The following is a 26414-nucleotide window of genomic DNA, read 5'->3' on the forward strand; positions in this document are numbered from 1 at the left end:
CTTATTTTTCTACTTCATCTTCCCATGCAAGCATGCCACCAGAAACATTTGTCGTATTGAAATGATAATCAGCTAAAAATTCGCATGCTCGTGCACTTCTGCCTCCAGAACGACAAACCATATAATAATGTTCCTCTTTATTAAATTCATTTAGGTGATTGGGAATCTCCCCTAATGGGATATGTCGAGCTCCAGGAATTTTTCCTAGCGCTACTTCTTCATCCTCACGAACATCAATAATATTTAATTTTTCACCTTTCTTTCGTTTTTCAGCTAATTCTTTTGCTGTAATCTCATTCATATCATACCCTCCAAATTGTAAAATTGTTATTAACTATATTTCATCATGATAGCACAGTCTCATATATAACTTGATTTATTCCACATCTAACTGGCAGTAAGACCCCCACCTCAGGGAGTAAGAGGAATCGAAAAAGTCTAGGTGGGGGATGATAGAAAAACCCCACTCATGAAAGTTTCACTTTATACAAATAAGGTGATGTTTCCATCTTCAGAATCACCAACATAAGCCCCGACTCCGCCATATTCAATATTATCTAGAAGTTCATCTTTCTGAAGACCTAATAAATCCATTGTCATGGTACATGCAAGCAGCTTAACATCTTGTTCTTGTGCCATATTTATTAAACCAGGTAATGGCATTGCATTATGCTTTTTCATAACATGTTTTATCATTTTTGGCCCCATACCTAAATAGTTCATTTTAGAAAGTCCCATTTTATCCGCTCCACGTGGCATCATTTTTCCAAATATTTTTTCCAAAAAGCCTTTTTTAATGGGTACTTGATTATCCTTACGTAAAGCATTTAAACCCCAAAATGTATGAAATATGGTTACTTCATGGTCATAAGCAGCAGCTCCATTTGCTATAATATAAGCAGCCATTGCTTTATCATACTCTCCACTGAACAGTATAATCGTTGTTTTCTTTTTCTCAGACATCTGCATACTCCTCCCTCAACATATACTAATAGGTGTACGGGTATATTGTTTTGTTAAAAAAATAAGTGATTACCAATATCACTATACTTATAGTATTTATTAAATAATAATTTGTCAACAGTAAATTTTTTAAAAATTCTGTTTATCATTTTTAACTGTTATTCATAAAATAATACCCTTTTACATAAAATCCTTTATTTATTAAAAATCTGGCTGCGATATTTTTATCAACATGATTGGATGCAACTAAAATTACAGAACAAGCAGAAATATCTTGGTAATGTCGGTTTAAATAAGCTAAAGGTAAAGGGATCGCTTGATCGAGCTTATCTTTATGGGATATATTATAGTCTCTTAAATCCAGTAATACTGTACCATCATCCAGTTTAACAAGTTTATCTCGCTCCATATTATTTACACCTCGAACCGGGATGTACCTTTTATATATAATATAAAGTGTAAAAATTGCTAGTCCTGCGATCATTAAACTCATGCTTTATCCTCCTTTTTCCAAAGATGACTGCAGTTTTAAAGGTCAAGAACTTACATCCATGAGCTCATCCCGCCTTTAACATTCGAGATCTTTTCAAAACCATTTTTCTTAAGGAACTTTGCTGCTCTCATACTCCTCATTCCACTTTGACAAATAACAATAATCTCCTTATGCTTATCTAAATCTTTTATGCGATTAGCCAATTCATGCAACGGAATATTTGTAAATGGCTTTCGATGATTCGCTTTATACTCCTGCGGCGTACGAACATCTACAAACTGTACATTTTTGTTCGTAAACTTACGCTTTGCCTCTTGAGATGTAATTTGATTAATTCCTTTTACTGGTATAAACCGGCTAATGAGAAAAGCAATTGCTAAAATTATAATTATCCCTTGAAATATCTCCATCTACTGCTCTCCCGTCTATTTTGCATCGAAAGAAAACTATGTGTCAAATCCTTTGACGTTATTGAATTTTAAACGTGTCACTTTGTCGTATTAACTTTACTTCTGTCAGAAATTTTATAAGTCTATCAATATAAAAACGATTACCACATTGCATTAATTTTGTTCTCTTAAAAACTACTCTTCCTATACGCATAAAGAAGGAATGCTAATTTTTCTTTCTAGGTGAATATGTCAGTGATTTTTAATGTTTATTAATAAAAGCGATTATCTGCTTTTAACAAGTAAATTAACTGCTTCATTAATTAATTCTTCTGCATTTTCACCGTCTGCTTGCCGAATGCATATTTCAAGATTTTTACTGACTACCAAAGCCGAAGTACGATCAAGTGCACTCTTTACTGCTGATAATTGCATGACAACATCTCTACAGTCTTTTTCTTCTTCCATCATTCTTAATATTCCTTTTACTTGGCCTTCGATACGTTTCATGCGATTCTTAACGCGACTATCGTATTTCATTCCTCCTAACTCCTCTCTATATCTATTTTAAATGTTGTCCTATTATTTATTAACATGTTTTTATTTGATTGCAATTCCACTCCATATTATACCCTGCCAGGTATTTTGTCAACCATTAAAAATTCTTCTCTATAAAAACAGAACGCATGAAACTAAATTAGGAATTAAATCACTCGGTTAGCGACGGACAAACGGAAGAACTTCTGGCGAGATAGTGAAACTCATTCAAAGAGCACTTTTCTCCTTTAAAAATTGCGGTGTATTGCTGCCGTAGCTTTCCTTGTCCTGTTGATTCGAACGAACCTGAGGATTCAGGAGCCGTTGTTCTCATCATGTTCTTAAATCATAAGCAGTTTTTGAAATGAGAGAAATACCGCTCCCTTATATTCGGGATAAAGGAAATTTTCATTCAAGTGTTGTGCTTTTTTTGGAGCGGAACAAAGGCTAAAACTCGGTGGTACTTGAAAAGGAAAAGGTTACAGAAAGAGGATTTTTTCTGTAACCTTTTTACTTCTCATATTTTTGTAGCAGCAATGTGTTTTTCAACAACTGGTTTAGCGTTAGCATGCTCATAAGCTTGGAGTAATAAATCGACAATATGAACAGCTTCCATTTCATCCGAAAGTCCCTCACGTTCAATTCCTAACTTCATTTGCAATAAACAACCCGGATTAGCTGTAACAATTGTTTTCGCTTTGGTATGAATCGCTTGCTCCATTTTATAATCCAATATTTGCATGGCCATTTCAGATTGTACAATATTATATATTCCTGCTGATCCACAGCAACGGCTGGCATCCTTCATTTCAACATAATGGACACCTTGAATAGATTCTAATAATTGCCGAGGTTCCATAAATGTTTTTTGCCCGTTTTTCAAATGACAGGAGTCCTGATACGTTACAATCTGTTCTGGAAGTGATAAGGGTTGTTTATGAAAATCTAATTCTATTAATATTCGGGTAATATCTTTAATTTTATTACAAAATTGAGTTGCGCGTTCAACCCAATCTGGTTCGTCTTTAAGCAAATGTGCATATTCAACTAGGAAAGCTCCACAACCCCCAGCATTTGTAATAATATAATCTACTTCTGCCTGTTCAAATGCTGCAATATTCCGTTTCGCCAATTCTCTAGCTTGATCCACTTCACCGCTATGCCCATGTAGTGCTCCGCAGCACGCTTGAGTTTCTGGTACGACAATTTCACAGCCTGCATACTGTAATAGTTTAATCGTAGCATCATTTGTTTTCATAAACATCGTGTCCATTAAGCAGCCCGAGAAAAAAGCAACTTTCTTTTTCCTTTTCTGCTGTAATGGCTGTAAATGACGTGGACGCTCCTTCATTTCTTTTCGCTTTGGTACATTGGGCAATACTTTTTCCATCGTTCGTAGACTTTCAGGAAATAGTTTCATAATTCCAATTGATTGAGCTAATTTTTGTGCACCTGAGCGTTGGTAAAAGCCCAGTAGCCCGGTTAAACCAATCATTCGGTTTTGATATGGAAATACATTTTTTAAAAAAATACCTTTTAAAACTTTTTCAGGTAATGTTTGTTTTTTACTTTGATAGATCGCATCTCTAGCTTGTTCCAGTAATCTGCCAAAGTTTACTCCAGAAGGGCAGACCGGTTCACAAGCTCTACAACCAAGACACATATCGATGGATTCTTTTACCTCTTCACTTGGTTCAATGACCCCATCGACAACCCCTTTCATTAATGCAATACGTCCCCGTGGTGAATGTACTTCATTACGACCTGTTTCAATATACGTAGGACATGTCGGTAAACAAAAACCGCAACGGGTGCAATTCATTAATTCATCATAGTCCATTTTTTCTTTAAATGCTTCTTGAATGCGCTGTTTTTCTGCTGTATTCATGATTCTTCCACCACCACTTGATGTCTTTCATAAGGCATGAACATTTTCCCTGGGTTCATGATCGCATTTGGGTCGATTGCTTGCTTAATGCTGCGCATTATCTCAATACCATGCTCTCCAGCCTTCAATTGTAAATATGGCAGTTTCATCATTCCCACACCATGTTCCCCGGTAATCGTTCCTCCTAATTCAACCGCTTTTTCAAAAATCTCTGCAAACGCCTTTTCGACTAATTCAATTTCTTCTTCATTGCGTACATCTGTTAAACAGGTTGGATGGAGATTTCCATCTCCAGCATGACCAAATGTGCAAATGGTTAATTGATATTTTTCTGCAATCTCGCTAATTGCTTTTACCATGTTAGCAATTTCTGAACGCGGAACAGTCGCGTCCTCTAAAATAGTCGTTGGTTTTAGCCGTGACAATGCCGATAATGCTGTTCTTCTTGCAGCAGTTAATTGTTCTGCTTCTTCCTTCGTTTTCGCTAATTGGACAGCAAATGCACGATTCTCTTTGCATAACGCTGCAATTTTTTCCATATCGCGAATGACTACTTCATGTGGACCATCTTGCTCAATTAAAAGCACTGCTTTTGCTTCCGTTGGTAAACCGATCTTGGCAAAATCCTCCACTACTTTTACCGTTGCTTGATCCAAGAATTCCAATGTTGCAGGTATAATCCGATTCGCAATAATTGCTGAAACACTCTCAGCAGCAGCTTCTAAATCTTCATAAAGCGCTAGCATCGTTTGTTTCGTTTCGGGTTGTGGAATTAATTTTAAAATTGCTTCCGTAATTACTCCTAATGTTCCTTCTGCCCCAACATACAGTCTGGTCAAATCATATCCGGCTACGTCTTTTGCCAGTTTTCCACCTGTTTGAATGATCTCGCCATTAGGGAGCACGATTTCTAGCCCAATCACATAGTCTCTGGTTACGCCATATTTCAGACCACGGAGACCACCAGAATTTTCACTAATATTACCGCCAATTTGCGAAATATGCATGGACCCTGGGTCAGGCGGATAAAATAAGCCCACTTCCTGTGCCGCTTCTAAAATATCTTTTGTATACACGCCAGCCTGAACGGTCATTGTTAAATTTTCTTCATCAATTTCTAAAATTTGATTCATGTGCTTAAAAATAAGGACAATCCCGCCTTCTGTTGGTGTAGTACCGGCACATAAATTTGTTCCAGATCCCCTTGGTACAATCGGAATTTTATGTTCATTACAAAGCTTTACGACAGCTTGAACCTCATCCTTATTTCGTGGCGCAACCACGGCATCAGGCAATGCTTGGTACCTTGCTGTCGAATCATAGGAATAGGCTAGTAAACTGGCATTATTATCTTCCACGTTTTCTTTTCCAACAATAGCGATTAACTTTTCTCTTACATCCCTTTTTAACATATGCATTCTCCTAATCAGTAATAATTCTATTTTAAGAAAAATTAAAAGAAAAATATATATTCATAAACACAAAAATACTACTAAGAAATCGAATACTTTTGTACGTAAGACTAAATTTTAACAATAATACAGACGATAGCCAATGTATAGCAACATTAAGTCATCAATCTGTTTTAAATGTAAACCCGTTCGTTCCTCAATACGCTTTAAGCGATAATGTAGCGTATTCTTATGAATATGGAGTGCATCTGCTGTTATTTGTATTTGCATATCATGGGAAAACCAACTAGCCAATGTCCTCATCATCTCTTGTTCCTTAGGTAAATCTTTTAATGTTCGTAAAATAAATTTCTGTTTCGTTTTATCACTTATTTCATATTCCAGCATCTCAAAACGTAGATCAGCTTCAAACAAGATTGGATTGTTATCATCGGCATGCTCGCTTGCTTTAGCTGCTTGAGCAAAAGATTCTGACAGCCGCTCAGAGTCCATCCGATTTCCAACCCCTGCATACAAACGAATATTTAAATCACAGTTCACAAGCTCTATAAATCGACGAAGATGGTTTACTAGTATGGTTTGCTTCACTGGCTCTACCAACATCACAATTCTATCCTGCCCCCACCGAACAAATAAAGCATTAATCGAATAGTCCCAAGCTGATTTTAACTTTTCAAATCGATGATAGGAAAAGCCTGTTTCTAACTGTTTTCGTTTAAAGACAACAATTTGTTTATATGTTTCCATTTCAATATGGAAAAATTTACTTCTCTCTACTAAACTGGCATAGCTTCCAGTGTGGTTTAACCAGTCAAAAATAAAAAACTCTAAATCTCGTGCTTTACTTTCTTGATTTATTCTCATCATCGTGTCCTGGATGAAAAGCTCGGTTACTTTTTGTACTAGTCTAGCATATGGCTCTACCATAATTGGGTCACCAGTAATCCCCAATACACCTAAGGGATTCTTATTAATAATAATTGGAAAGACGACCCCTTCTTGCACACCTTGTAGCCTTTCCTTAAGCTCCTTCGTCATGATCATTTTTTCTTTATGGTTCATCGCTATATACGCACCTTCATGGTAATTTCCAATCCGTTTTGCATCTGTACTCGCTACAATAATTCCTTGCTGATCCGTTACAATCACTTCTTCATTAATTAATCGATTCATTTCCTGAACAATGGAGTTATATAGCTGTTTCGTTTGAAGTAGAATATTTTCCATCCCATCACCTGCTTATTTCTTTCTAGCTTCATTTTAGCATGCTTTAAAAGAAACTGTCTGAAATTTTAGTTTCACTTGATTTTACGAAATCAGTTTTTAAAAATATGTAAGCTTCCAATAAACAGCTTAAGTTTTCTCATCACTCGAAATGGGAAAAAGATGCTACTCTGTTATAATGAGAAAAAGCTAGAAGCAATCGGTTAGTGATGGACAAACTGAAAAACTCTGACGGAATAAAGTGAAACTTCATTTCTTGGAGTTTTCCCAAGAAATGTTAGTTGAACGAATCGGGGATTTAGGAACCGTTTTTCTCATCATGTTCGCAAAATATTTAGCACTTTTTTTGAAATGAGAAAAATACGGATCCTTACATCCGGGATAAAGTGAAACTTCATTTCTTGGAGCTTTCCCAAGAAATGTTAGTACCACAAGGGTATGACCTAAAGGCCCTTGAACGAATCGGGGATTTAGGAACCGTTTTCCTCATCATGTTCGCAAAATATTTAGCACTTTTTTGAAATGAGAAAAATACGGATCCTTACATCCGGGATAAAGTGAAACTTCATTTCTTGGAGCTTTCCCAAGAAATGTTAGTACCACAAGGGTATGACCTAAAGGCCCTTGAACGAATCGGGGATTTAGGAACCGTTTTCCTCATCATGTTCGCAAAATATTTAGCACTTTTTTGAAATGAGAAAAATACGGATCCTTACATCCGGGATAAAGACAACATGCCTCTGCCACAGGGGGATGTCGACGCCTAAGCGGTAAGCCCGCTTTTAGTCGCCTTCCTTTTAGATTCGCACCGATGTTAATTTATCGTAGAGGAAAATTGAAGTTTGCTAGTCGCTTGAGCGCTTAAACTAGACGAAGTTGTTTCAAAACTTATCCACTATGAAAAAACGAATGGCTTTTGCAAGGCAAGAACAAAATGAATCACATTTCACATTTTCAAAAGGAGGTTTTTAATATGAAGCTAAAAAAAGGCAAGGATAATTGCATTACGGATGTAAAAGGAGTACAAGTAGGTCATGTGACATTATATGAGAAGATGGATGAAAAAACGACGATTTGCACCGGTGTAACAGCAATTTTGCCGCATAAGTACAATCTATTTCGGAATAAAGTTCATGCAGGCAGTGCTGTACTAAACGGATTTGGCAAAACAACCGGACTTATTCAAGTGAATGAGTTAGGACTTATCGAATCACCGATTATGCTCACCAATACTTTTAGCGTAGGTGCTGTCTGGCAAGGAACACTCGAATATATGCTGAGAACGACGGAAGAAATTGGCGATACTACGAGTTCCATTAATATTGTCGTGGGTGAATGTAATGACAGCTATTTAAATGCCGCTCGTTACCCGGCTATCCAACCTAAACACGCATTAGAAGCCATTGAGGCTGCATCCTCTAATCCGGTAGTAGAGGGAGCGGTTGGTGCTGGAAAAGGGATGGTATGTCTTGGATATAAGGGTGGAATTGGCTCAGCATCTCGTTATGTTACATATCAACAATCAAGCTATCAAATTGGCTGCCTAGTTGTAAGTAATTTTGGAAAGCGCGAGGATGCATTATTTGCAAATTGGCAAGGATTTGATCAAGAAACACCAGATGGCTCCATTATGATTGTTATTGCTACAGATGCCCCCCTTTACGATCGTCAGCTGAAACGTTTGGCAAAACGTAGTGCTCTAGGATTAGGGCGCACTGGAAGTAATATTGCTAACGGAAGTGGTGATATTGCAATTGCTTTTTCTACCGCTACTACCTGTTCACACCAAACGGACGCAACAACCGAGACAAAAGAGTGGCTACGCGATGATCACCCAATAATGAATCAGCTATTTCAAGCAGTGGTAGAGATTGTAGAGGAGGCGGTAATTCGTTCCTTGCTCATGGCAGAAACGACTATTGGCAGATTAGGAAGAATAGTGGAAAAAGCACCTTTATAAGTCAATTACCTAACAAGAAAAACTTATTGTTTAAATTACTTTATGTTTTATTCTATCTTCTCTAGGGAATACCCATTATACAATGATTTCCAAAAAGGAGAGAGTTTCGTATGCGAACAAATGTAAAGCATTTTATAAATGGGGATTGGGTTGAGTCTACTGGCACGGACACCATTGACGTTATCAACCCCGCAACGGAAGAAGTAATTGGAAAAATAAGCTCTGGTACAGAAGAAGATTTAAATGAAGCTGTTGTTGCTGCTAAAGCTGTACTGCCATCATTTTCAGAAACAACGAAAGAAGAACGAATAGACATGCTTAAGGCAATTGCTTCAGAGTATGAAAAAAGAAAAGATGAATTGGTTGAAGTTATTACAGAAGAGCTTGGTTCGCCGGTAACTATGTCAGAAAAAGTCCACTATCAAATGGGATATAATCATTTCACACATGTTGCAAAAGCGCTAAAGTCATTTGTCTTTGAGGAAAACCGTGGTAATCACATCATTCGAAAAGAAACAATCGGTGTCAGTGGATTAATTACACCATGGAACTTTCCGACCAATCAAGTATCCACAAAAATAGCAAGTGCTATTGCCGCAAGTAGCCCTGTTGTTTTAAAACCTGCTTCCAGAACCCCTTTTGCAGCGATGATACTAGCTGAGGTCATTCAGAAGGCTGGTATACCAAAAGGAGCATTTAATTTAGTAAATGGAACCGGATCCATTATTGGTAATAGAATTAGTACGCATCCAGATATTGACTTTGTCTCTTTCACTGGTTCTGGGAAAGTGGGAGAAAAAATCATGAAAAATAGCGCAAAAACGATTAAGAAAGTTGCTCTTGAACTTGGTGGAAAGTCACCACTCATCGTTCTAGACGATGCCGATGTGAATGAAGCAGCCAAAACAGCCATCTCCCATATTATGATGAATACAGGACAAGTTTGTTCGGCAGCAACTCGAGCCATTATTCCTGTAACCATGAAAAACGATTTTGAAGAAGCAATCAAACGTACCCTTCCTTCATTTAAATATGGCGACCCGAAAAAAACCGATGTCAAAACCGGACCAGTCGTATCAAAAGAACAGTGGGAGACGGTTCAGTCTTATATTAAAAAGGGCATAGATGAAGGAGCAACCTTGCTTGTCGGTGGACTAGGGAAACCAAAAGGGATGGAAACAGGCTATTTTGTAAAACCTACTGTGTTTACGGATGTTTCCAATGATATGGTTATTGCACAAGAAGAAATCTTTGGTCCGGTACTGTCGATTATTGCCTATAATGATTTAGAAGAAGCATTAAACATTGCTAATGATACGGTTTACGGTCTTGCTGGATATGTAGTAGGTAAAAATAAAGACACATTATCCTATGTGGCAAATAAAATTAAAGCAGGACAAATTACTGTGAATAATGGTAAAATTGACTTCATGGCACCATTTGGCGGTTATAAACAATCTGGGATCGGCAGAGAATGGGGCGACTTTGGTATCGAAGAATTTTTAGAGATAAAAGCAATTTTGGGGATGTCCTCCTAACTATAAAGTGAAACTTCATTTCTTGGAGCTTTTCCCAAGAAATGTTAGTACCACAAGGGTATGACCTAAAGGCCCTTGAACCAATCAGGCATTTAGGTGCCGTTTTCCCTCACTTTGACCCTTTGTATCAACTCAGGTCTTGAAGCAGGAGTCTTACGGCACCTTACATGCGGGATAACCCAAACTAAAACAGGGTTATTCCACCCTGTTTTAGTTTGCCTACCTATGTTATCAAATGGATTCCTTTACATTTAATCCTCATCGTTTACATCCATATCTTCAGGGATAGGTTCACGCAAATAATCCTGTATCATTGCCCGGTACTTTTCCATTTGCTTTAAATGCGTATTAAACTGTTCGTTGTTAATGAGAAATTGCTCGCCATCATGAACAGCCCGTATCCGTCCTTGCAAGACTAATGCATGAATTTTCTTTTCATCAATAGATAGGAATTCTGCTGTTTCTGGTATCGTTAAGTACATTCTTCGTCATTCCTTTCCATCCCTTTTTAAATATAAAGTAAAACAATGACTAACATCGCAAATCTTTAAGAAACAGGAAGACTTACTACTAAAGCATTCTTATTCTGTTACGCATCTGGTTTCTCATCTATAACCAAGGCTACTTTCTTCATCAAAAAGCAGGAAGATGACAACCTTTTACATGTGAGTCATAACTCTTTAGCCCTTTAAGTATTACTTTTATTATACTAGGACATCCTGGTATTCTGGAGTTTTTTCCATTTTATTTTTAGCGTAAGAACAAATAGGTTTAATTTTTTTCCCTTCTGCTTTTGCTTGTTCTACAACTGCAGCTACTAATTTTCCAGCTATGCCCTTTCCGCGCAACTCATTAGCTACCTCCGTATGATCAATAACGATATTGCCATCATCCGATAGATAATACGTTATTTCTGCTATTGGATTTTTCTTATCGCCAACATAGAAATTTTTTTGACCTTTTTTTATCTCCACTTTTTACTGTACACCTCCTACTTCGCCTAAGACTTTATAAAGTGAAACTTTCAGTAGTGCTCTTTCTTGATGTAGAAAACCCCAGGCGTCTTAGAAACAAAAAATCGTTTTTTCCTTTTCTCCCGTATGATGTATTGCTTACCAAAGTTTATCTTGTTCTTTCGTTTCGAACAAATGTGCAATTATCCCCCCACTTAGACTTCTTCTTTTTTTCTATCACTCTTATAAGCAGGAGTCTTACTACACCTTAGATACAGGATAAACGTAATTTAAAATCCTTATTAGTTTGAATCATATGTTAACGTATCATACATACTTATAAGAATTTGAAGTAGTCACGAGTCTCTGATCGTTCTGCTTTAGCTTAAAAGGATGTACAAAAAACATAATTGGAATTCTTAGCTGGTTGTGAGATTTCTATCATTTAAAATACATTCTTCTGTTTAAAATGTCTTGTCTCGAACATTGTCTTTTTCAAAACACACTTGAAATCTAAATAACTAATTCTTACACTTCTTAACATTTAAGCCTGCTTCAGCATGCTATATATCGCTTACTACTCCTGGTTCTAAAATGGAAAACGTCTTTGCTTTACAATTTATTTCGGCCATTGCACCATATGGCAAAATAAATTCCGGCTCTGTATGACCAAAGTTCAGATTATAAAGAACTGGTAAATGCTGCAAATGATATTCCTGTATAACGGTACGAATAACAGCTTTATATTCTTCATCATACTGCTCATCCTGGGGTTTGGCAAAAATCATTCCGTTTTGCAGCTTGCAAGATTCCTTGTGCAGCATAATTTCTTAGCCAGCGTTTCACAAGCTCAGGAGGTGGCTTTTCCTCTGATGTTCCAAAGAATAAATACAGTTCTTCCAATAAAAACATCCCATAGACCTCATTGATCTATGGGATGTTGTAAAAATGCTATATTAGTTGCTTTCTAGTTTTTCCAAACGTTTCTCCATCACTTTTGTTTTTCGTAGCTGTTCAATCATCCGTTTAATTAACTGGATTTCTGCTTGCGCTGTCATAATGTGATCCTGCGCATGAATCATGAAAAAGCTTGGAACCGTGTCTTCATTTTGACTTTGAATCAGTTCGGTTTGATATTTATGCCCTTTAACGAATTCATCATGCGCTTCTTCGAGTTTCTTTTCTGCTTCGGTAAAATCATATTCTTCTGCGGCATCTAATGCTTCATATGCTGCACCGCGGGCATTTCCGCCGTGCAAGATAAGCTGCATCATAATTGCTTCATAGTCCATAAGTAAACACTCCTCTAGTTGACGCTTGTTTCAACTGCTTCCTCTTGTTCTTGTTGCACCAATTGTTTTTCATATTTTTTAAAGAAAGGATAGTAAATTAATGTCGCAATAACGACGTTCATAATTTGTACGAGACCTGCTAACCAGGAACCCCCTGTTGCAATAAATCCACCAAAGAAAATTGGTACAGTAAATGGTGGTTGAATAACGACGGGTGGTAAAATTCCGGTTGCAAATAAAATATAGTTAATGGTCACGATAACCGCCGGACCTAAAACAAACGGAATAATCAAGATTGGATTTAACACAATTGGCAATCCAAAAATAACCGGTTCATTAATATTAAACAACGACGGAATAATTGCCGTTTTTCCTACTTGCTTCAACTGAACAGATGCTGAAAACAACATAAATATAACAAGTCCAAGTGTTGCACCTGATCCACCAACATGAGTAAACATATGGAAGAACGGCTCTGTTACAATACCAGTTGCTTCTGTACCAGCTTTAACTGCATCCGCATTTTCTGCTAGTTGTGTCATCCAAAACGGATAGGCAACAGAAGAAACAACGTTCATCCCATGAATACCAATTGACCATAAAATTAACATCAATAAGATCATACCAAGTGCTGCCCAGTATGAATTAGACGCACTAACTAATGGACTGAATAAATCAAGCACTAATTGTGGCAGGGTTACTTCATAATTCGCCCATACAATCCAGGCAATGATCCAAACTAACGGTAAAATAACCATAAATGGAATAAGTGCTCTAAATGTTCTCATTACATATGGTGGTACACCGGCAGGCATTTCAAAGGTAAATCCTTTGTTAATTAAAAACCGCATCGCCTCCGTTGTTGCAATCCCTAAAATAATGGCAACAAATAATCCTTGTCCTCCAAGATAATTTAAAATATCACCGAATGGAACCTTGGTAATGTCTGTGACAGGAAATGCAGTCATGAAAAACGCCAGCATGGAAAGAATCCCAGCCATTACCGCATCCATTTCTTGGCGAATTGCCAGACTATAACCAACCCCAAAGGACACGGTTAATGCCATTAAACCAAAAGTTAAATTAAATGGAAATAATAATTCCGCTTGAATTGGTGTTACTGCATTTTCCCAAGCATTAATGATACCCCAGTCCAATGAAGTTGGCGGGTTAGCAATAATAAGGAAAATAGCTCCTGTGATAATGACAGGTAGAGCGAAAATGACAAATGCATCACGAATTGCTTGCAAATATTTGTTTTGAGCAATTTTACCTAATGGCTCCATTAAGTGATTTTCCAACCATTCAATCATATTTAACGCCTCCTATTTATTCATTAATTTTAAAACTTGATCTAACACCTTATCCCCGTCCATCAAGGCAAATGCGCGTTGATCAACAAGTTCTACTGGGATTTGATATTGTTCTGCAGTTTTAGATACTTCCTTTTTCAAATGACGTACTTGCGGCTCTAGTAAAGCTACATTATAATTACTAGCTTTTTGTTTAAATTCACCAGTACCCCCAGCGTCTACGGTTATCGAGATCCCTCTTTTTTCAGCTGCTTCTTGTACTTTTTTTGCTAACTGACTTGAGGTAGCACCCCAGCTGCATAGAATAATTAATTTGATTTCTTGATTTGTTTCCATTTTAAAAACTCCCATCTATAAATAGTAATTGATTAGTGCTTTTTTGGTGTATTGCTTAAAATATCTTTGGCCATCTTGTCAATTCTTTTATAATGGCGCATAAGCCAATAAGAAAACCATGAGGCTAAACAAATAACAATTGAAAATGCAATCCCAAATCCTAAAATAAGCGTTGCTGAATCATGATGAGACCATATTGCATAAATTCCATAGCCTACCCAAATTAGTGAAAATCCAATTGCATAGATGGCTAAAAATTTTTTCACTGTTATCCTCCTTTCGTTTAAAATAAGTGACAAGGTATAACTTTTTTTATTATTGCCTTTTCACTTTTTTATATGCAAATTTCATGCCAACACAGATGAAAGCAATAAGGACAAGCTTTAATGAGGCAATTAAAAAATGTGTGCAGTTTAACTGCACACATTAACGAGATAGTTTCACTAATGCTTCCCTAATTGGCGGATGTAATTGAAAATAATACATTTTTTCTAGTTCAGAAAATAGCGGCTCCCAAATTTCTTTTTCCCGTTCCTGCATCGTAAACTGGCGGTCTAGTGGAATAGAAGAAAGCAACTGTTCCACATTATTCTTTAACTTGGCACCTACTAAGCGGTCCATCAGGCTGCCGATATGCATCCACATCCCTAGCTTTCTATTCATATCCCATCCATAAAATTCAGCAATAATTGGCATTTTATCATTTAATACTTGAACTAGTGGTTTCGGATTAATATATGTTACAATTTCACCGAGTCCCTTCAATACGAGTGGTAAAATTTCATTTCTTTTAATTTCCCCATCTTTTAATTTTGGCGTTTTTCGCGTCACTTCCAATAGTTTTAGCATACGAGAAATCCCTTCTTCCTGCAGTAGTTCCCATGCAGGTAGATATGGGATTCCATCAATTGCTACCGGCACTGTACCGATAATTGCTACAATATCGTAATGATTTTTCAAATCCTCTAAAATTGTCGTATCCTTTGTCGTCGGATCAATTCGAACCGAACGAATCAGCACATCCTCGTCTACATCTGTTAACTGGTTTTCAATCCATGTTTCCAATAATTGTGCTGCACCTTCCCCGGTAAAACAAACCGTAGTAATCATTCGTTTCTTTTCAATAGGAGAATATGTTGTTTCCTCTTTCACAAATACAGTCATCGCTTTTTTCGTATCATGATATATCTCCTCCAACGAAATGTTAGAATGAAGCGATTTTCTACCCGCTTCCAGTACCATTGGTAGATTTACACTTGATAATGTTTTTATCTCTACATCTAGGTCATGTTGAATCGCATCACCAATTGTAATGAGTGATCCAATATCAACCAGTAAAAGCGCACCTTTAATATTTGTCATATTCCTGATCTTGTGCTTAACATGCTGATATATTTCTGTAGCTGACATGTGCAGGGGCATATCAATTGCTTGGATTACCTCATTTCCTAGTAATGTATTCGTAACTTCGGCCATGGAGGAAGCAGTTGCTGTTCCATGTGTAATCAAAATCACAGCTATCGTCTGTTCTTTCGTTGGCGCATTAGATTCATCAGCCGTTAAAAAATGTGCCATTAATTCAACTTCTTCCTCTGGCAGCTGTAAACCAATGGCCGACTCTAGGTATGCTGCCAGCTGTTGTGCAGCTTGTCGATATACGGCATTTGGATGAATAATAATGGGTAAATCTTTCTTTTCTTCATGTTCATGATCTCGATAATTCTGTAAATGCAAACCAATGACATATAGTTGATTAACATCCAAGTGAAAAGGTAGATTATTTAAATGTTTGTTTGCCTCTCGTAAGGCATTAAACAAATCGTCATCGATTAATTGCTGCCATCCTTGTTGGGATGGGGATGGTTGACGATACTTTTTGGCTAAGTCAGTAATATAGTTTCTAATCGTTTCATGAATGGTTTTATGATCATTTTGGTTTGCTATTTTTTGATAGATATTAGGTATCCCAATCGAAAGTTCAGGTATTTCTTCTTCAGCAGCTAACGTAGCAGAGACTTCTTGCTGTTTCATCGAATCCGAAGTAGCATAGGATGAAATATTATCTGGCAAGTCCGATGATTGGATAAGCACTTTTTCCTCATGTTGATTTAAATAACGTAAATATGCATGGGCACAAGCAATTTGAATATCGCCTTTTAATTGGCCAATATTTCCTGGACATGGGTAATTTAACAATGCCTCTCGACTATTATCAGTAATGGCCAAATTGGTATCCATTTTATTCGCTTCTTGCATGAGGAAATGATGAACAAGTTCTTCTCGCTCCGCACGTGTTCGTTCCCGCAACGAAGGAAGAGTAAGCTTGATGGAGAAGCGTCGTACAAGCGCTGGTAGCAAGGCTTTATGAGGATCTTCTGTAGTAGCCCCGATTAACGTGATATTTGCATAACGATCCTTCGTCGCTTCTCCTAATACACGATAAATTCCTTTGTCCATTAAATAAAATAACATCTCTTGACCAGATGGGGGCAAACGGTGAATTTCATCAAGAAATAAAATTCCTCCATTTGCTTTTTCTACTAATCCAACCCGGTCTTCCATAGCACCTGTGAATGCGCCTTCCTTTATACCAAAAATTTGTCCAACTAATAATTCAGTATTTTGCGCATAATCTGCACAGTTAAATGAAACAAATGGTACTTCTTGCTGTTTATTTAATCGTTTTTGCGCTAATTTACATAACGTTTCTGCTAAATACGTTTTACCTGTGCCGGTTTCACCTGTAAGTAAAATTGGAATATTTCGGGACGGGTAAAGTAGTGCTGCCATCCCTTGTTCTAAAATAGGCTGTAAGCTTTTGCCAATTCCTTTCATACTACGAAAGTCAGCGTTTCCATTAAATAGTGAATTGACCTTGTATTTTACTGGTTTTCCTGGAATTTTTTCTGCTTTGTTTTCTTTAACAAGGGAGTTTAAGTAGCGACTGGCTGTAGAACGATCAATATGAAGCATCTCGCTAACTTCAGAGGCACTTAAGCTATCATTTTCCAATAAAAGATTCATAATATCATGTAATCGACTCATTCTCAAACCTCTTTTATAATATTTCTACTGCTTTTATTGTATCAGTTTGTAAGCGAATTTACATGCTTCTATTACTTTTATTATGGATTACCAATTTTTACTAATTAACCAATATTATTCGGGACGAAATTAGAAAATCATATTTTCGTTAGTCAATTTATGTCGTTTTATGAAATGTTTTGACTTTCTTTGTAGAATCTATTGCAATTTTATTTAGAAATGAGCATACTTATTTTTGTGTGTTTACGACATAACCTCTAAAAATTTTTATCATGTAGAAGGGAAGATTTTTATAATGAAAGTTATAGAACCAAAGTCTTCACACTTATCCGCAACCATTAACAAGAAAAAAAAAGAAATGGTTACCCTTGGATTGAAATATGGGTTAACTGACTGGCGAACTGTTAAATGTAGCCAACAGCTTGATACATTATTAAATTTACAAAATAACTTAAAGCCCGTATTTATCACTGGTTTTATAATCATATCTTTTATCTCTTAGTTGAATGAATTATCATTCAATTATGCGAAGCATTTTACATGATGAGGAACTCTGAAAGAGGCAGATACTTCCATACCATGATTGTTCCTACTTATTATCATTAAATATAAAGAATCATCTAATACGGGTTGTTCAAGAAGCCTCATCGCGCAACGTAATCTGTTTCGATCATGGTAAATAACATACTAGATATACGGTACAAGAAGCTTTATTTACTGATTTTTTTTAAAAGCAAGTAAAAGGAGAATTCACTATTAGCTTTCTAAATAATTATTTACATGTACGGGTTCAAATAGGGGATAAAACAGACCAGTGTCAGCTAAACCCCAAGCGCCGACACTATCACTTCCTATTCACCGAAGTTCAAGGTAGCGTAGTTTCGAGTCGCGCAGTGTATATAGTCGGCAAGCAAATAAAGAAATTCGATGCGTCATTTTTATCAGACTTTTTAAACATCTTCTATAAGGCGGGAACCTCTTTTCATGCTAGATCATTATACTACAATTGTACATGAAAAGAAGCAGTTATACCTGCCTTCTACTCTTTATTTCTCTCACAACATATATCTACTTTTAGCTAAATTATTACACATTACAAATATTAATTTTCCTGGTGTCGAATCAACTTCTACACTGAATTATTTACTTTTTTCTGCAAAAAAAGAGAACTACACTGCGAGAAAAACTCCCTCGCAGTATAGCCCAATCATTATCTATTCACCTAATACGGTTTTAGCAATGTTTTTATCAAGCGCTTCAAATTCATTATATGAAATCGTTTTATAAAGCTCTTTTCTTGTTTGCATATCCTTAACCCCAGCTTTTTGCGTTCCTTCTTCTTTAATTAATTTAAAAATACGCTCATACGCTTTGGCAGCGACCCGTAAAGAAGTTACTGGATAAATAACCATTTTAAAGCCCATGCTTTGAAATTCTTCGGCGGTAATATACGGCGTTTTTCCGAACTCTGTCATATTTGCTAGTAAGGGTACGGTTACTTTCTCAGCAACAAGCCGAAACTCTTCATCTGATTGCAACGCTTCTGGAAAAATAGCATCAGCTCCGGCATCGACATAGGCATTCGCTCGTTCGATAGCTGCATCTAAACCTTCATTTGCCCGTGCATCCGTTCTAGCAACAATCACCAACGATGGAGCTACTTTTTTAATTGCTTGGATTTTTTGCTTCATATCTTCTGTCGTAACGAGCTGCTTACCATTTAAGTGACCACATTTTTTCGGCAGCTGCTGATCCTCAATTTGAACAGCTGCGACATTTGCTTCCAGCATCTCCTGTGCCGTGCGGGCTACATTTAAAACACCTCCAAAACCGGTATCAATGTCTACGAGTACAGGTAAATTAGTTGCCCGCACAAGATCTCTAGCTCGTTCTGCAACCTCGGTGGATGTAACGATTCCTAAATCTGGTAACCCCTTACTTGCCGTATAAGCTCCCCCTGATAAATAGAGAGCCGGAAAGCCAGTATTTTTGGCAACTAGTGCTGCCATTGCATCATGGGCACCAGGAATTTGCAAAATAGTTTCTTCTTCCATCAGCTTCCTGAAATGATCAGCTAATTGCTGCTGTGTTTTCGGTTGTTCAACAATCCATGCCATTCCTAAACGTCCTCCTTATTTACTTCACAAACAACTCCATAAAATCATCAACATTCATTGCTGTTAATTTAGCATAGTCATAACTTACTGCTTCGATTTCCTGCAATTGTTTACTTGCGTATTGTGTTTCTAAATTGGCTGCATATTTCTCTAAAATTTTCGGAATAGCTTCTTCTCTACGGAAACGGTGTCCTAATGGATATTCACGCTCTATATTATCCGTTGACGTACCATCTTTAAAATGAATTTGGACCGCATTTGCAATGGAGCGTTTATTTGGATCCAAGTAATCTTCCGTATACGTTTGGTTCTCTGTAACTACCATTTTTTCGCGAAGCATATCAATACGCGGATCGGCTGCTGCTTCATCCTCATAATCCTCAGCAACAATATCCCCTTTTAATAAGCCAATTGCTGTTATATACTGCAGACAATGATCCCGGTCGGCAGGGTTATATAATGGACCTTTTTTATCAATTATCCGAATAGCCGACTCATGGGTTGAAATCGTAATATGATCAATTTCTTCTATGCGTTCTTTTACTTCTGGGTGCAGTTCTATGGCTGCCTCCGCTGCCGTTTGTGCATGAAACTCAGCCGGATAGGATACTTTAAATAGCACATTTTCCATAACATAGCTGTCAAGCTGCTGCTTCAATACGAGTTCTTGTTTATTGAATAACACGTCTTGAAAGCCCCATCCTGGTGCACTTAAAGCTGTTGGATAGCCCATTTCCCCTTTTACAGCCATCATTGCCAAACGAACTGCACGACTGGTTGCATCCCCAGCAGCCCATGATTTACGAGATCCCGTATTTGGTGCATGCCGATACGTACGTAAACTGGAGTTATCAATCCATGCATTGGATAACGCATTGATGATTTCTTGTTTCGTTCCTCCCAACATTTTAGCAACGACTGCTGTTGTGGCAATTTTAACAAAAAGTACATGATCGAGTCCAACACGGTTTAAACTGTTTTCTAGAGCTAAAACTCCTTGAATTTCATGTGCTTTAATCATCATTTCCAATACATCTTTCACTTTTAGTGGCTCTTTACCTTTGGAAAGGTTTTCTTGACTAATAAAGTCAGCTACTGCCAAAATTCCTCCCAAGTTATCCGATGGGTGTCCCCACTCAGCTGCAAGCCACGTATCATTGTAATCTAACCAGCGGATCATGGTTCCAATATTAAATGCACCTTGAACTGGATCCAACACATGTGAAGTACCCGGTACTCTTACCCCTCTTGGTACAATCGTTCCCGGAACAATCGGCCCGAGATGCTTCGTGCACTCTGGATAATTTAAGGCTAATATTCCACAACCAATGGTGTCAATTAATACGTAATGTGCAGTAGACAATGCTTCCTCACTTGTAATCTCTTTATTCAGTACGTAATCAGCAATCTGCTCTAACAATACATCTGTTTTTCTCTCATCCGTTACTTGTACCATATTGATTCTCCTTTTCTAGTTTTAATAGCTTTCTCCAATATAATTAACTCGAGGGCGGAAAATACGATTATTATTATGCTGTTCCATGACATGAGCGGCTAAGCCTGCTGTGCGAGCATTGAAGAATATCGGCGTATACAATTCAATTGGAATTCCCAGCATCCAGTACACAGGTGCTGCATAGTAGTCTAGGTTAGGGTATAATCCTTTCTCTTCACGCATGACTTTTTCTCCGGCTTCACACATTTCTAACAGAGAATGATCTCCTTTTTTATCACATAACTGCTTTAAAGACGCTTTCATTTCTAATGCACGCGGATCCATTTTCTTCATATAAACCCGGTGACCAAAACCCATTATTTTCTCTTTATTTATCAGTTTTTTCTGAATTAATTCCTCAAACTCACCAGCTGACTTTACTGCATTTAACATATACATAACTGCTTCGTTTGCACCACCATGGAGGTTTCCTTTCAATGAAGCTACTCCACCAGTCAATGCTCCATAAATGTCAGAGTTTGTTGAAGCAATTACTCTAGCGGTAAATGTCGAGTTTGGCATTTCATGCTCACTATACAAAAGTAATGAGCGATCAAAAATGTTAGCTTCAAATGGCTCTGGCTTTTTCTCAGTAATCATGTATAGAAAGTTAGCACTGTATGAAAGACTAGGATCAGGCTCGACAGCTTTTTTACCTTTTATCAGCCGATAGCTATTTACCGTAATGGCCGGCAGCTTTCCTAGCAGTTCATAAGCCCGAGTTTTATTCGCTTCTGTAGATCGACTGTCAATATCTTTGTCATTTCCAGAAAGCGCTGACAATCCTGTGCGCATGCCATCCATTGGATGTGTTGTTTCCGGTAGCAAACTTAAAATCTCCATTACATAGGAAGGGATGTCGTAATTTTCCTTCAGTTTTTCTTCCAGCGCAAATTTTTCTGAGTCATTTGGCAATCTCTCATCTAATAATAAATGCGCAACATCAATATAATCATTGCTTTTGGACAGATCAATTAAATCATGACCCCGAATAATAATTTTTTCTCGTTCTGTATCAAGAAAAGATATGGCTGTCTCCGCTGCAATTACACCTTCCAAACCAGGAACAAACTGCTGTTTCGTACTCATATGCATCCTCCTTATATAATTCAATAATTTCTTTATTTTCTATATAACTATTATAAAATTGAAATGAAGATTAGGAAAATATATAATTTTAATTAATAGCCATAATTTTTTTCAATATCAGAAATCTGTTCAAGGGGGGTGTTATTCAATGAGAATACAAGATTGGGAGATGTTAACGACATTATATGACACCGAAAATATTACAAAAGCTGCACAACGGCTATTTATATCCCAGCCCACGATCACTTCAAGATTAAAAAAACTAGAAAATTACTATGGAGTGCAGCTCGTTATTCGTAAGCAACGGGGGATTATCTTTACACCCGAAGGCGAAAAGTTGGCACTTCATGCGGAAAAAATGTTATCTGAACAAAGAAAGATTGAAGAAGAACTACATAATATGGGGGAACAAGTATCGGGAACCATTCGCGTTGGTGTTTCCAACTTTTTTGCCTTAAATAAAATGCCGAAGTTGCTTCGTCTATTTAAACAGAGTTATCCCAATGTCGAGTTTCAAGTAGTTACAGGTTGGAGTAGTGAGATGCATCGATTAATTCTCAATCATGATGTGCATATTGGTTTTATCAAGGGTGATTATCTTTGGAATGAAAACAAGTATTTGCTTTATGAAGAAGAAATATGCGTTGCAGCTCCATGGGAATTTGCTTGGGAAGATCTTCCTAGCCTACCAAGGGTTGATTATCATACCGATGAAAAAATGAAAAGTATTGTTGAGCAATGGTGGTATGGTAATTATAAACAAAATCCGAATATAAAGATTCATGTAAACCAGGTAGAGACTTGTAAAGAAATGGTTGTTAATGGCTTAGGCTATGCCATTATGGCTAATCTTGTTGTCCGTCCTTATCCAGAGCTAATCACGAAACCACTCCACCTTCCATCTGGAAAACCAATAACAAGAAAAACATGGATGTATTATCATAAAGAAACGTTACAGTTAAACATTATTAGAGCATTTGTACAGTTTATTCAAACACTAAATGTGAAAGCGTTGTAACCCTGCTTGAATCAGAATAAAGAATGCTTATTTTAAACACTAATTTAAAGCAAGGATTCGACCCCTCCCCCTAGCTGGAAGCTGGACAACCCTTTCCTTTTATTCCATGATAATAGTAAAGGAGATAATAGGAGGAGTGATTCAAATTGAAAATGAATGTAAATGGCAATACGTTAAAATTACTAACAGGGGATATTACGAAACAAACCACAGACGCTATTGTCAATGCTGCTAATGGCACATTAATGGGAGGCGGAGGTGTTGATGGAGCTATTCATAAAGCAGCTGGTAGTGAATTGCTTGCAGCCTGCAAACAAGTACGGCAGGAAGAACTGCATGGCGACTACTTAGGTACTGGAGAAGCAGTTATTACTCCCGGGTTTCGGTTGCCGGCAAGCTATGTAATCCATACAGTGGGACCAATATGGGATAAAAACCATGTAAAGCAAGATGAACAATTATCCAATTGCTATAAAAATGCTTTAGAACTTGCCAAAAAACATAACTTAACAAGTATTTCTTTCCCTTCCATTTCTACTGGTATTTACCGCTTTCCGATTGATAGAGCAGCAAAGATTGCGTTAACCACAATTAAAACTTATTTAGAACAACATAAATTTGGATATGTTGCCATGGTTTTATTTTCCAATAAAGATTTTCAAACCTATGAACAAGCACTTAAAACGTTGCAAAATCGTCAATAGCTCTCTGCTGCACCTCCTTCTTTAAGGAGGTCAACTCTTTTTCATTACATGCTTATAACCTCTATTAGACCTAAGGTGATAATTTACTCCTTCATATCTTAGTTTATATTTTCCTTCAAAAAGCACATGACTATACCAAATCAACATTCTCATTGAAACTGGCTTCTTTCCCATTTTTACCCTTCTTTTACTATGTATAGGAAAATTTGGGATTGGCATGATAAGAAAGAAAAAACGAAATGAATGGAGAATTAAAATGAGCAATCATGAAAAACAACAGGTTGGCACATGGTGTATTATAAGCATTGCATCGATCCCGCTAGTCATGACATTAGGAAATTCCATGTTAATTCCCGTGCTGCCTATTTTTGAAAGTAAGGTAGGGATTACTTCCTTCCAATCAAGCATGATTATCACAAGCTACTCGCTTGCCGCGATCTTTCTGATTCCGGTTGCCGGTTATTTGTCTGACCGATTTGGGAGAAAGATGGTTATCATGCCTAGTCTAATATTAGCCTTTATTGGTGGTCTAATAGCTGGGTTTGCTTCCTGGAAAGCGTCTGATCCCTTCGTTTGGATAATTATTGGACGGGTATTGCAGGGCATTGGTGCAGCAGGTGCGTTTCCAATTATTATTCCGTTAGTCGGTGATCTTTTTAAGGGTGATGATACAAAGACTAGTGCCTGTTTAGGAATAGTTGAAACATCGAATACATTTGGGAAAGCATTAAGCCCGATCTTAGGAGCATTATTTGCTTCATTTCTATGGTATATTCCCTTTTTTTCAATTTCATTTTTTAGTTTAATCTCCATTGTGCTTATCTATTTTTTTATAAAAGTTCCCAAGCAGGAAGAAGAGCCGCTTCCATTTCGTCAATTTTTCGAGAAAACAAAAGAGACATTTAAAATAGAAGGAAAATGGCTCTATATCGTTTTTCTAGTTGGAGTTCATTTAATGTTAATTTTATTTGGAGTTTTGTTTTTCCTGTCCGATATTTTTGAAAAGCAGCATGGACTATATGGAGTTACAAAGGGATTTGTTTTGGCCATTCCGCTATTTGGTCTTTGTGTTTCCTCTTATATAACAGGGAAAAAAATTAAAGGTGACTTAATAAAAATGAAGCGTGTCTTACTATCAGGCTTAATTATCACCTCTGTAAGCATTGCCTTTGTTGGCTTTTTTAGTGAACGTTTAATTCTTTTATTAATCGTTACATCTTGTTTAGGTATTGCTATTGGCGCTATTTTGCCTACGTTAGATGCCATGATTACTCAAGGAATTGATAAAGAAGAACGTGGCACAGTAACGGCTTTTTACAGTGCTTCCAGATTTATTGGTGTAGCTTTTGGGCCGCCATTAATTTCTATTGTTATGAAAAACTATCTAAATATTAGCTATATTACCATGGGTGCCATTAGCCTGTTACTGTTGTATTTCGTGTGGAATTTTATTAATGCTGACGAACATGCGGTTGTAGAGAGTAGATAATTTCTGCGTGGTAAATGCGACTGTTAACTTTAAAACCCAAAATTAGCTTTACAGTAATATACGTTTCTCCCTTTCAACTGCAAGGATGAGCTGGTTCAACTTTGCGATGGTCTCTCCCGACTTCGGGACGAACTGTTGCGACTTAAGCAATGGTCTCCCGACTTCGGGGCGAGTTGTTGCAACTTTGCGATGGTCTCTCCCGACTTCGAGGGAGAACTGTTGTGACTTTGCAAAGGTCTCTCCTGACTTCGGGGCGAAATGTTGCGACTTAAGCAATGGTCTCTCCTGACTTCGGGGAGAACTGTTGTGACTTTACTATGGTCTCTTTAGTCTTCAAGTCCTTCCCTCTACTAATCGGGCAGTAATATCACGCTTTAGTTTACCACATAGTTATTTGAATTTTTCAGAAAGAAGTTAAATACGCTGGTCTTTTAAATTTTATACATAAAGTAGGATAAATGGAACACGCTATAAAAAAGTAAGCAAGAAGTTTAGTGGTTATATAAATCAAATCATTTTCTTTAGTCTTTATTGTTTTACGGGATACCCATGTCAAAATTTATCGTTAGGAGCAGTAAAGTGACAGTTGAACAAGGATTGGAACTATCAGAAAAAGCAGCATTAAAATTAATGGAAGCTAACCAAATGCTAACAGATGCAGTCATTCATGCATTTCTCTTCACATGGCAATGGTGGTTAGGTATCATCTTATTTATACTTCCTTGGTTACTATGGATTTTATTTAGACCTAAAAAAAGTACAGGTCGACTACTTGGCAGTGCCTTTCTTACCATGACTCTATCATTGTTAATCGATCTTATTGCACTTTCATATGGTTTATGGTCGTATCCAATGAAATTTTCGCCAATATCACCAGTATTGTTTCTCCCATATCATTTAGCACTAACTCCAGTTGCTATAATGTTTGTCTTACAAATAAAGCCCCAGGCAAACCCCTTCTTAAAAGGAAGTATTTTCGCTGCTATTGCAGCATTTGGGGGGATGAACTTGTTCAAAGCTATAGGTTTTTACAACCCTAAAAATTGGTCAACATTGTATGATTTTTTCATTTTTTTATTCCTATTCCTCTGTTCTTATTGGTTATTTAACATCAAAGGGTATGAAAAAATAGACCAAGGGGAGTAACTACAACCCTTGG

At 37.1% G+C, this 26414-nt stretch carries 25 protein-coding genes and 1 pseudogene; 7 read left to right on the forward strand and 19 right to left on the reverse strand.

Features of this window, described 5'->3' with window-relative positions:
* Nucleotide 1: 1 nt before the first annotated feature.
* The 8 genes from JNUCC74_RS14450 to JNUCC74_RS14485 form a co-directional block, all read right to left on the reverse strand.
* A complete protein-coding gene (locus JNUCC74_RS14450) occupies nt 2–301 on the reverse strand; it encodes a rhodanese-like domain-containing protein (protein WP_077318060.1) in 300 nt (99 codons plus the stop codon).
* A gap of 182 nt (nt 302–483) precedes the next feature.
* Nucleotides 484–963 (reverse strand): DsrE/DsrF/DrsH-like family protein, encoded by a 480-nt coding sequence (locus JNUCC74_RS14455; protein ID WP_454065887.1) that lies wholly within the window; start codon nt 961–963, stop codon nt 484–486.
* 151 nt (nt 964–1114) lie between these two features.
* Nucleotides 1115–1456, reverse strand: coding sequence for a sulfurtransferase (locus tag JNUCC74_RS14460; protein WP_454065888.1), 342 nt, complete (start codon nt 1454–1456; stop codon nt 1115–1117).
* Nucleotides 1457–1506: 50 nt separating this feature from the next.
* Nucleotides 1507–1866 (reverse strand): rhodanese-like domain-containing protein, encoded by a 360-nt coding sequence (locus JNUCC74_RS14465; RefSeq protein WP_077318063.1) that lies wholly within the window; start codon nt 1864–1866, stop codon nt 1507–1509.
* 264 nt (nt 1867–2130) lie between these two features.
* The gene (locus tag JNUCC74_RS14470; RefSeq protein WP_077318064.1) at nt 2131–2385 is read right to left on the reverse strand and encodes a metal-sensitive transcriptional regulator; all 255 of its coding nucleotides are present in this window, start codon (nt 2383–2385) and stop codon (nt 2131–2133) included.
* Nucleotides 2386–2899: 514 nt separating this feature from the next.
* Nucleotides 2900–4270 (reverse strand): (Fe-S)-binding protein, encoded by a 1371-nt coding sequence (locus JNUCC74_RS14475; protein ID WP_454065889.1) that lies wholly within the window; start codon nt 4268–4270, stop codon nt 2900–2902.
* On the reverse strand, nt 4267–5682 hold the full coding sequence (gene glcD, locus JNUCC74_RS14480; RefSeq protein WP_454065890.1) for a glycolate oxidase subunit GlcD: 1416 nt from the start codon (nt 5680–5682) through the stop codon (nt 4267–4269). Before glcD ends, JNUCC74_RS14475 begins: the two co-directional genes overlap by 4 nt.
* 117 nt (nt 5683–5799) lie before the next feature.
* Nucleotides 5800–6909 (reverse strand): CdaR family transcriptional regulator, encoded by a 1110-nt coding sequence (locus tag JNUCC74_RS14485; RefSeq protein WP_454065891.1) that lies wholly within the window; start codon nt 6907–6909, stop codon nt 5800–5802.
* A gap of 970 nt (nt 6910–7879) precedes the next feature.
* Here JNUCC74_RS14485 and JNUCC74_RS14490 point away from each other — a divergent pair.
* The gene (locus JNUCC74_RS14490) at nt 7880–8866 is read left to right on the forward strand and encodes a DmpA family aminopeptidase (protein WP_454065892.1); all 987 of its coding nucleotides are present in this window, start codon (nt 7880–7882) and stop codon (nt 8864–8866) included.
* Nucleotides 8867–8976: 110 nt separating this feature from the next.
* A complete protein-coding gene (locus JNUCC74_RS14495) occupies nt 8977–10404 on the forward strand; it encodes an aldehyde dehydrogenase family protein (protein WP_454065893.1) in 1428 nt (475 codons plus the stop codon).
* A gap of 251 nt (nt 10405–10655) precedes the next feature.
* Here JNUCC74_RS14495 and JNUCC74_RS14500 read toward each other — a convergent pair whose 3' ends face one another.
* From JNUCC74_RS14500 to JNUCC74_RS14535, 8 genes and pseudogenes are all read right to left on the reverse strand, one after another.
* A complete protein-coding gene (locus JNUCC74_RS14500; protein WP_077318070.1) occupies nt 10656–10886 on the reverse strand; it encodes an excisionase family DNA-binding protein in 231 nt (76 codons plus the stop codon).
* A 222-nt stretch (nt 10887–11108) separates the two neighbouring features.
* Nucleotides 11109–11378 (reverse strand): GNAT family N-acetyltransferase, encoded by a 270-nt coding sequence (locus JNUCC74_RS14505; protein WP_454065894.1) that lies wholly within the window; start codon nt 11376–11378, stop codon nt 11109–11111.
* A gap of 542 nt (nt 11379–11920) precedes the next feature.
* A pseudogene (locus JNUCC74_RS14510) lies at nt 11921–12257 on the reverse strand (LD-carboxypeptidase); the annotation flags it as partial.
* A 56-nt stretch (nt 12258–12313) separates the two neighbouring features.
* Nucleotides 12314–12649 carry a PTS lactose/cellobiose transporter subunit IIA gene (locus JNUCC74_RS14515; RefSeq protein WP_454065895.1) on the reverse strand — a complete coding sequence of 112 codons (336 nt, stop codon included), beginning with the start codon at nt 12647–12649 and terminating at the stop codon, nt 12314–12316.
* Nucleotides 12650–12663: 14 nt separating this feature from the next.
* Nucleotides 12664–13962, reverse strand: coding sequence for a PTS sugar transporter subunit IIC (locus tag JNUCC74_RS14520; protein ID WP_077318073.1), 1299 nt, complete (start codon nt 13960–13962; stop codon nt 12664–12666).
* Nucleotides 13963–13974: 12 nt separating this feature from the next.
* Entirely contained in the window at nt 13975–14298 is a 324-nt protein-coding gene (locus JNUCC74_RS14525; RefSeq protein ID WP_077318074.1) for a PTS sugar transporter subunit IIB, read from the reverse strand.
* Between the two features lie 32 nt (nt 14299–14330).
* Entirely contained in the window at nt 14331–14564 is a 234-nt protein-coding gene (locus JNUCC74_RS14530; RefSeq protein ID WP_077318075.1) for a hypothetical protein, read from the reverse strand.
* A gap of 160 nt (nt 14565–14724) precedes the next feature.
* Nucleotides 14725–17343 carry a sigma 54-interacting transcriptional regulator gene (locus tag JNUCC74_RS14535; protein ID WP_454065896.1) on the reverse strand — a complete coding sequence of 873 codons (2619 nt, stop codon included), beginning with the start codon at nt 17341–17343 and terminating at the stop codon, nt 14725–14727.
* A 295-nt stretch (nt 17344–17638) separates the two neighbouring features.
* Between JNUCC74_RS14535 and JNUCC74_RS14540 the strand changes: the two genes are divergently transcribed.
* Nucleotides 17639–17845 (forward strand): aspartyl-phosphate phosphatase Spo0E family protein, encoded by a 207-nt coding sequence (locus JNUCC74_RS14540; protein WP_454065897.1) that lies wholly within the window; start codon nt 17639–17641, stop codon nt 17843–17845.
* Nucleotides 17846–18557: 712 nt separating this feature from the next.
* Here the strand turns inward: JNUCC74_RS14540 and prpB are convergent.
* Genes prpB through mmgD form a run of 3 tightly spaced genes read right to left on the reverse strand, consistent with a single transcriptional unit; the run spans nt 18558 to nt 22044 of the window.
* Nucleotides 18558–19460 (reverse strand): methylisocitrate lyase, encoded by a 903-nt coding sequence (gene prpB / locus JNUCC74_RS14545; RefSeq protein WP_454065898.1) that lies wholly within the window; start codon nt 19458–19460, stop codon nt 18558–18560.
* 19 nt (nt 19461–19479) lie between these two features.
* On the reverse strand, nt 19480–20916 hold the full coding sequence (locus tag JNUCC74_RS14550) for a bifunctional 2-methylcitrate dehydratase/aconitate hydratase (protein WP_454065899.1): 1437 nt from the start codon (nt 20914–20916) through the stop codon (nt 19480–19482).
* Nucleotides 20917–20937: 21 nt separating this feature from the next.
* Nucleotides 20938–22044, reverse strand: coding sequence for a citrate synthase (gene mmgD, locus JNUCC74_RS14555; RefSeq protein WP_454065900.1), 1107 nt, complete (start codon nt 22042–22044; stop codon nt 20938–20940).
* 148 nt (nt 22045–22192) lie between these two features.
* Here mmgD and JNUCC74_RS14560 point away from each other — a divergent pair, with 148 nt between their 5' ends.
* The 4 genes from JNUCC74_RS14560 (at nt 22193) to JNUCC74_RS14575 (ending at nt 26401) form a co-directional block, all read left to right on the forward strand.
* The gene (locus JNUCC74_RS14560) at nt 22193–23062 is read left to right on the forward strand and encodes a LysR family transcriptional regulator (protein ID WP_454065901.1); all 870 of its coding nucleotides are present in this window, start codon (nt 22193–22195) and stop codon (nt 23060–23062) included.
* A 152-nt stretch (nt 23063–23214) separates the two neighbouring features.
* A complete protein-coding gene (locus JNUCC74_RS14565; protein ID WP_454067904.1) occupies nt 23215–23766 on the forward strand; it encodes an O-acetyl-ADP-ribose deacetylase in 552 nt (183 codons plus the stop codon).
* 256 nt (nt 23767–24022) lie between these two features.
* On the forward strand, nt 24023–25255 hold the full coding sequence (locus JNUCC74_RS14570; RefSeq protein ID WP_454065902.1) for an MFS transporter: 1233 nt from the start codon (nt 24023–24025) through the stop codon (nt 25253–25255).
* Between the two features lie 579 nt (nt 25256–25834).
* Nucleotides 25835–26401, forward strand: a complete 567-nt coding sequence (locus tag JNUCC74_RS14575) for a CBO0543 family protein (RefSeq protein ID WP_454065903.1) — start codon at nt 25835–25837, stop codon at nt 26399–26401.
* Nucleotides 26402–26414: the final 13 nt, after the last annotated feature.

The organism is Cerasibacillus sp. JNUCC 74 (assembly GCF_053667775.1).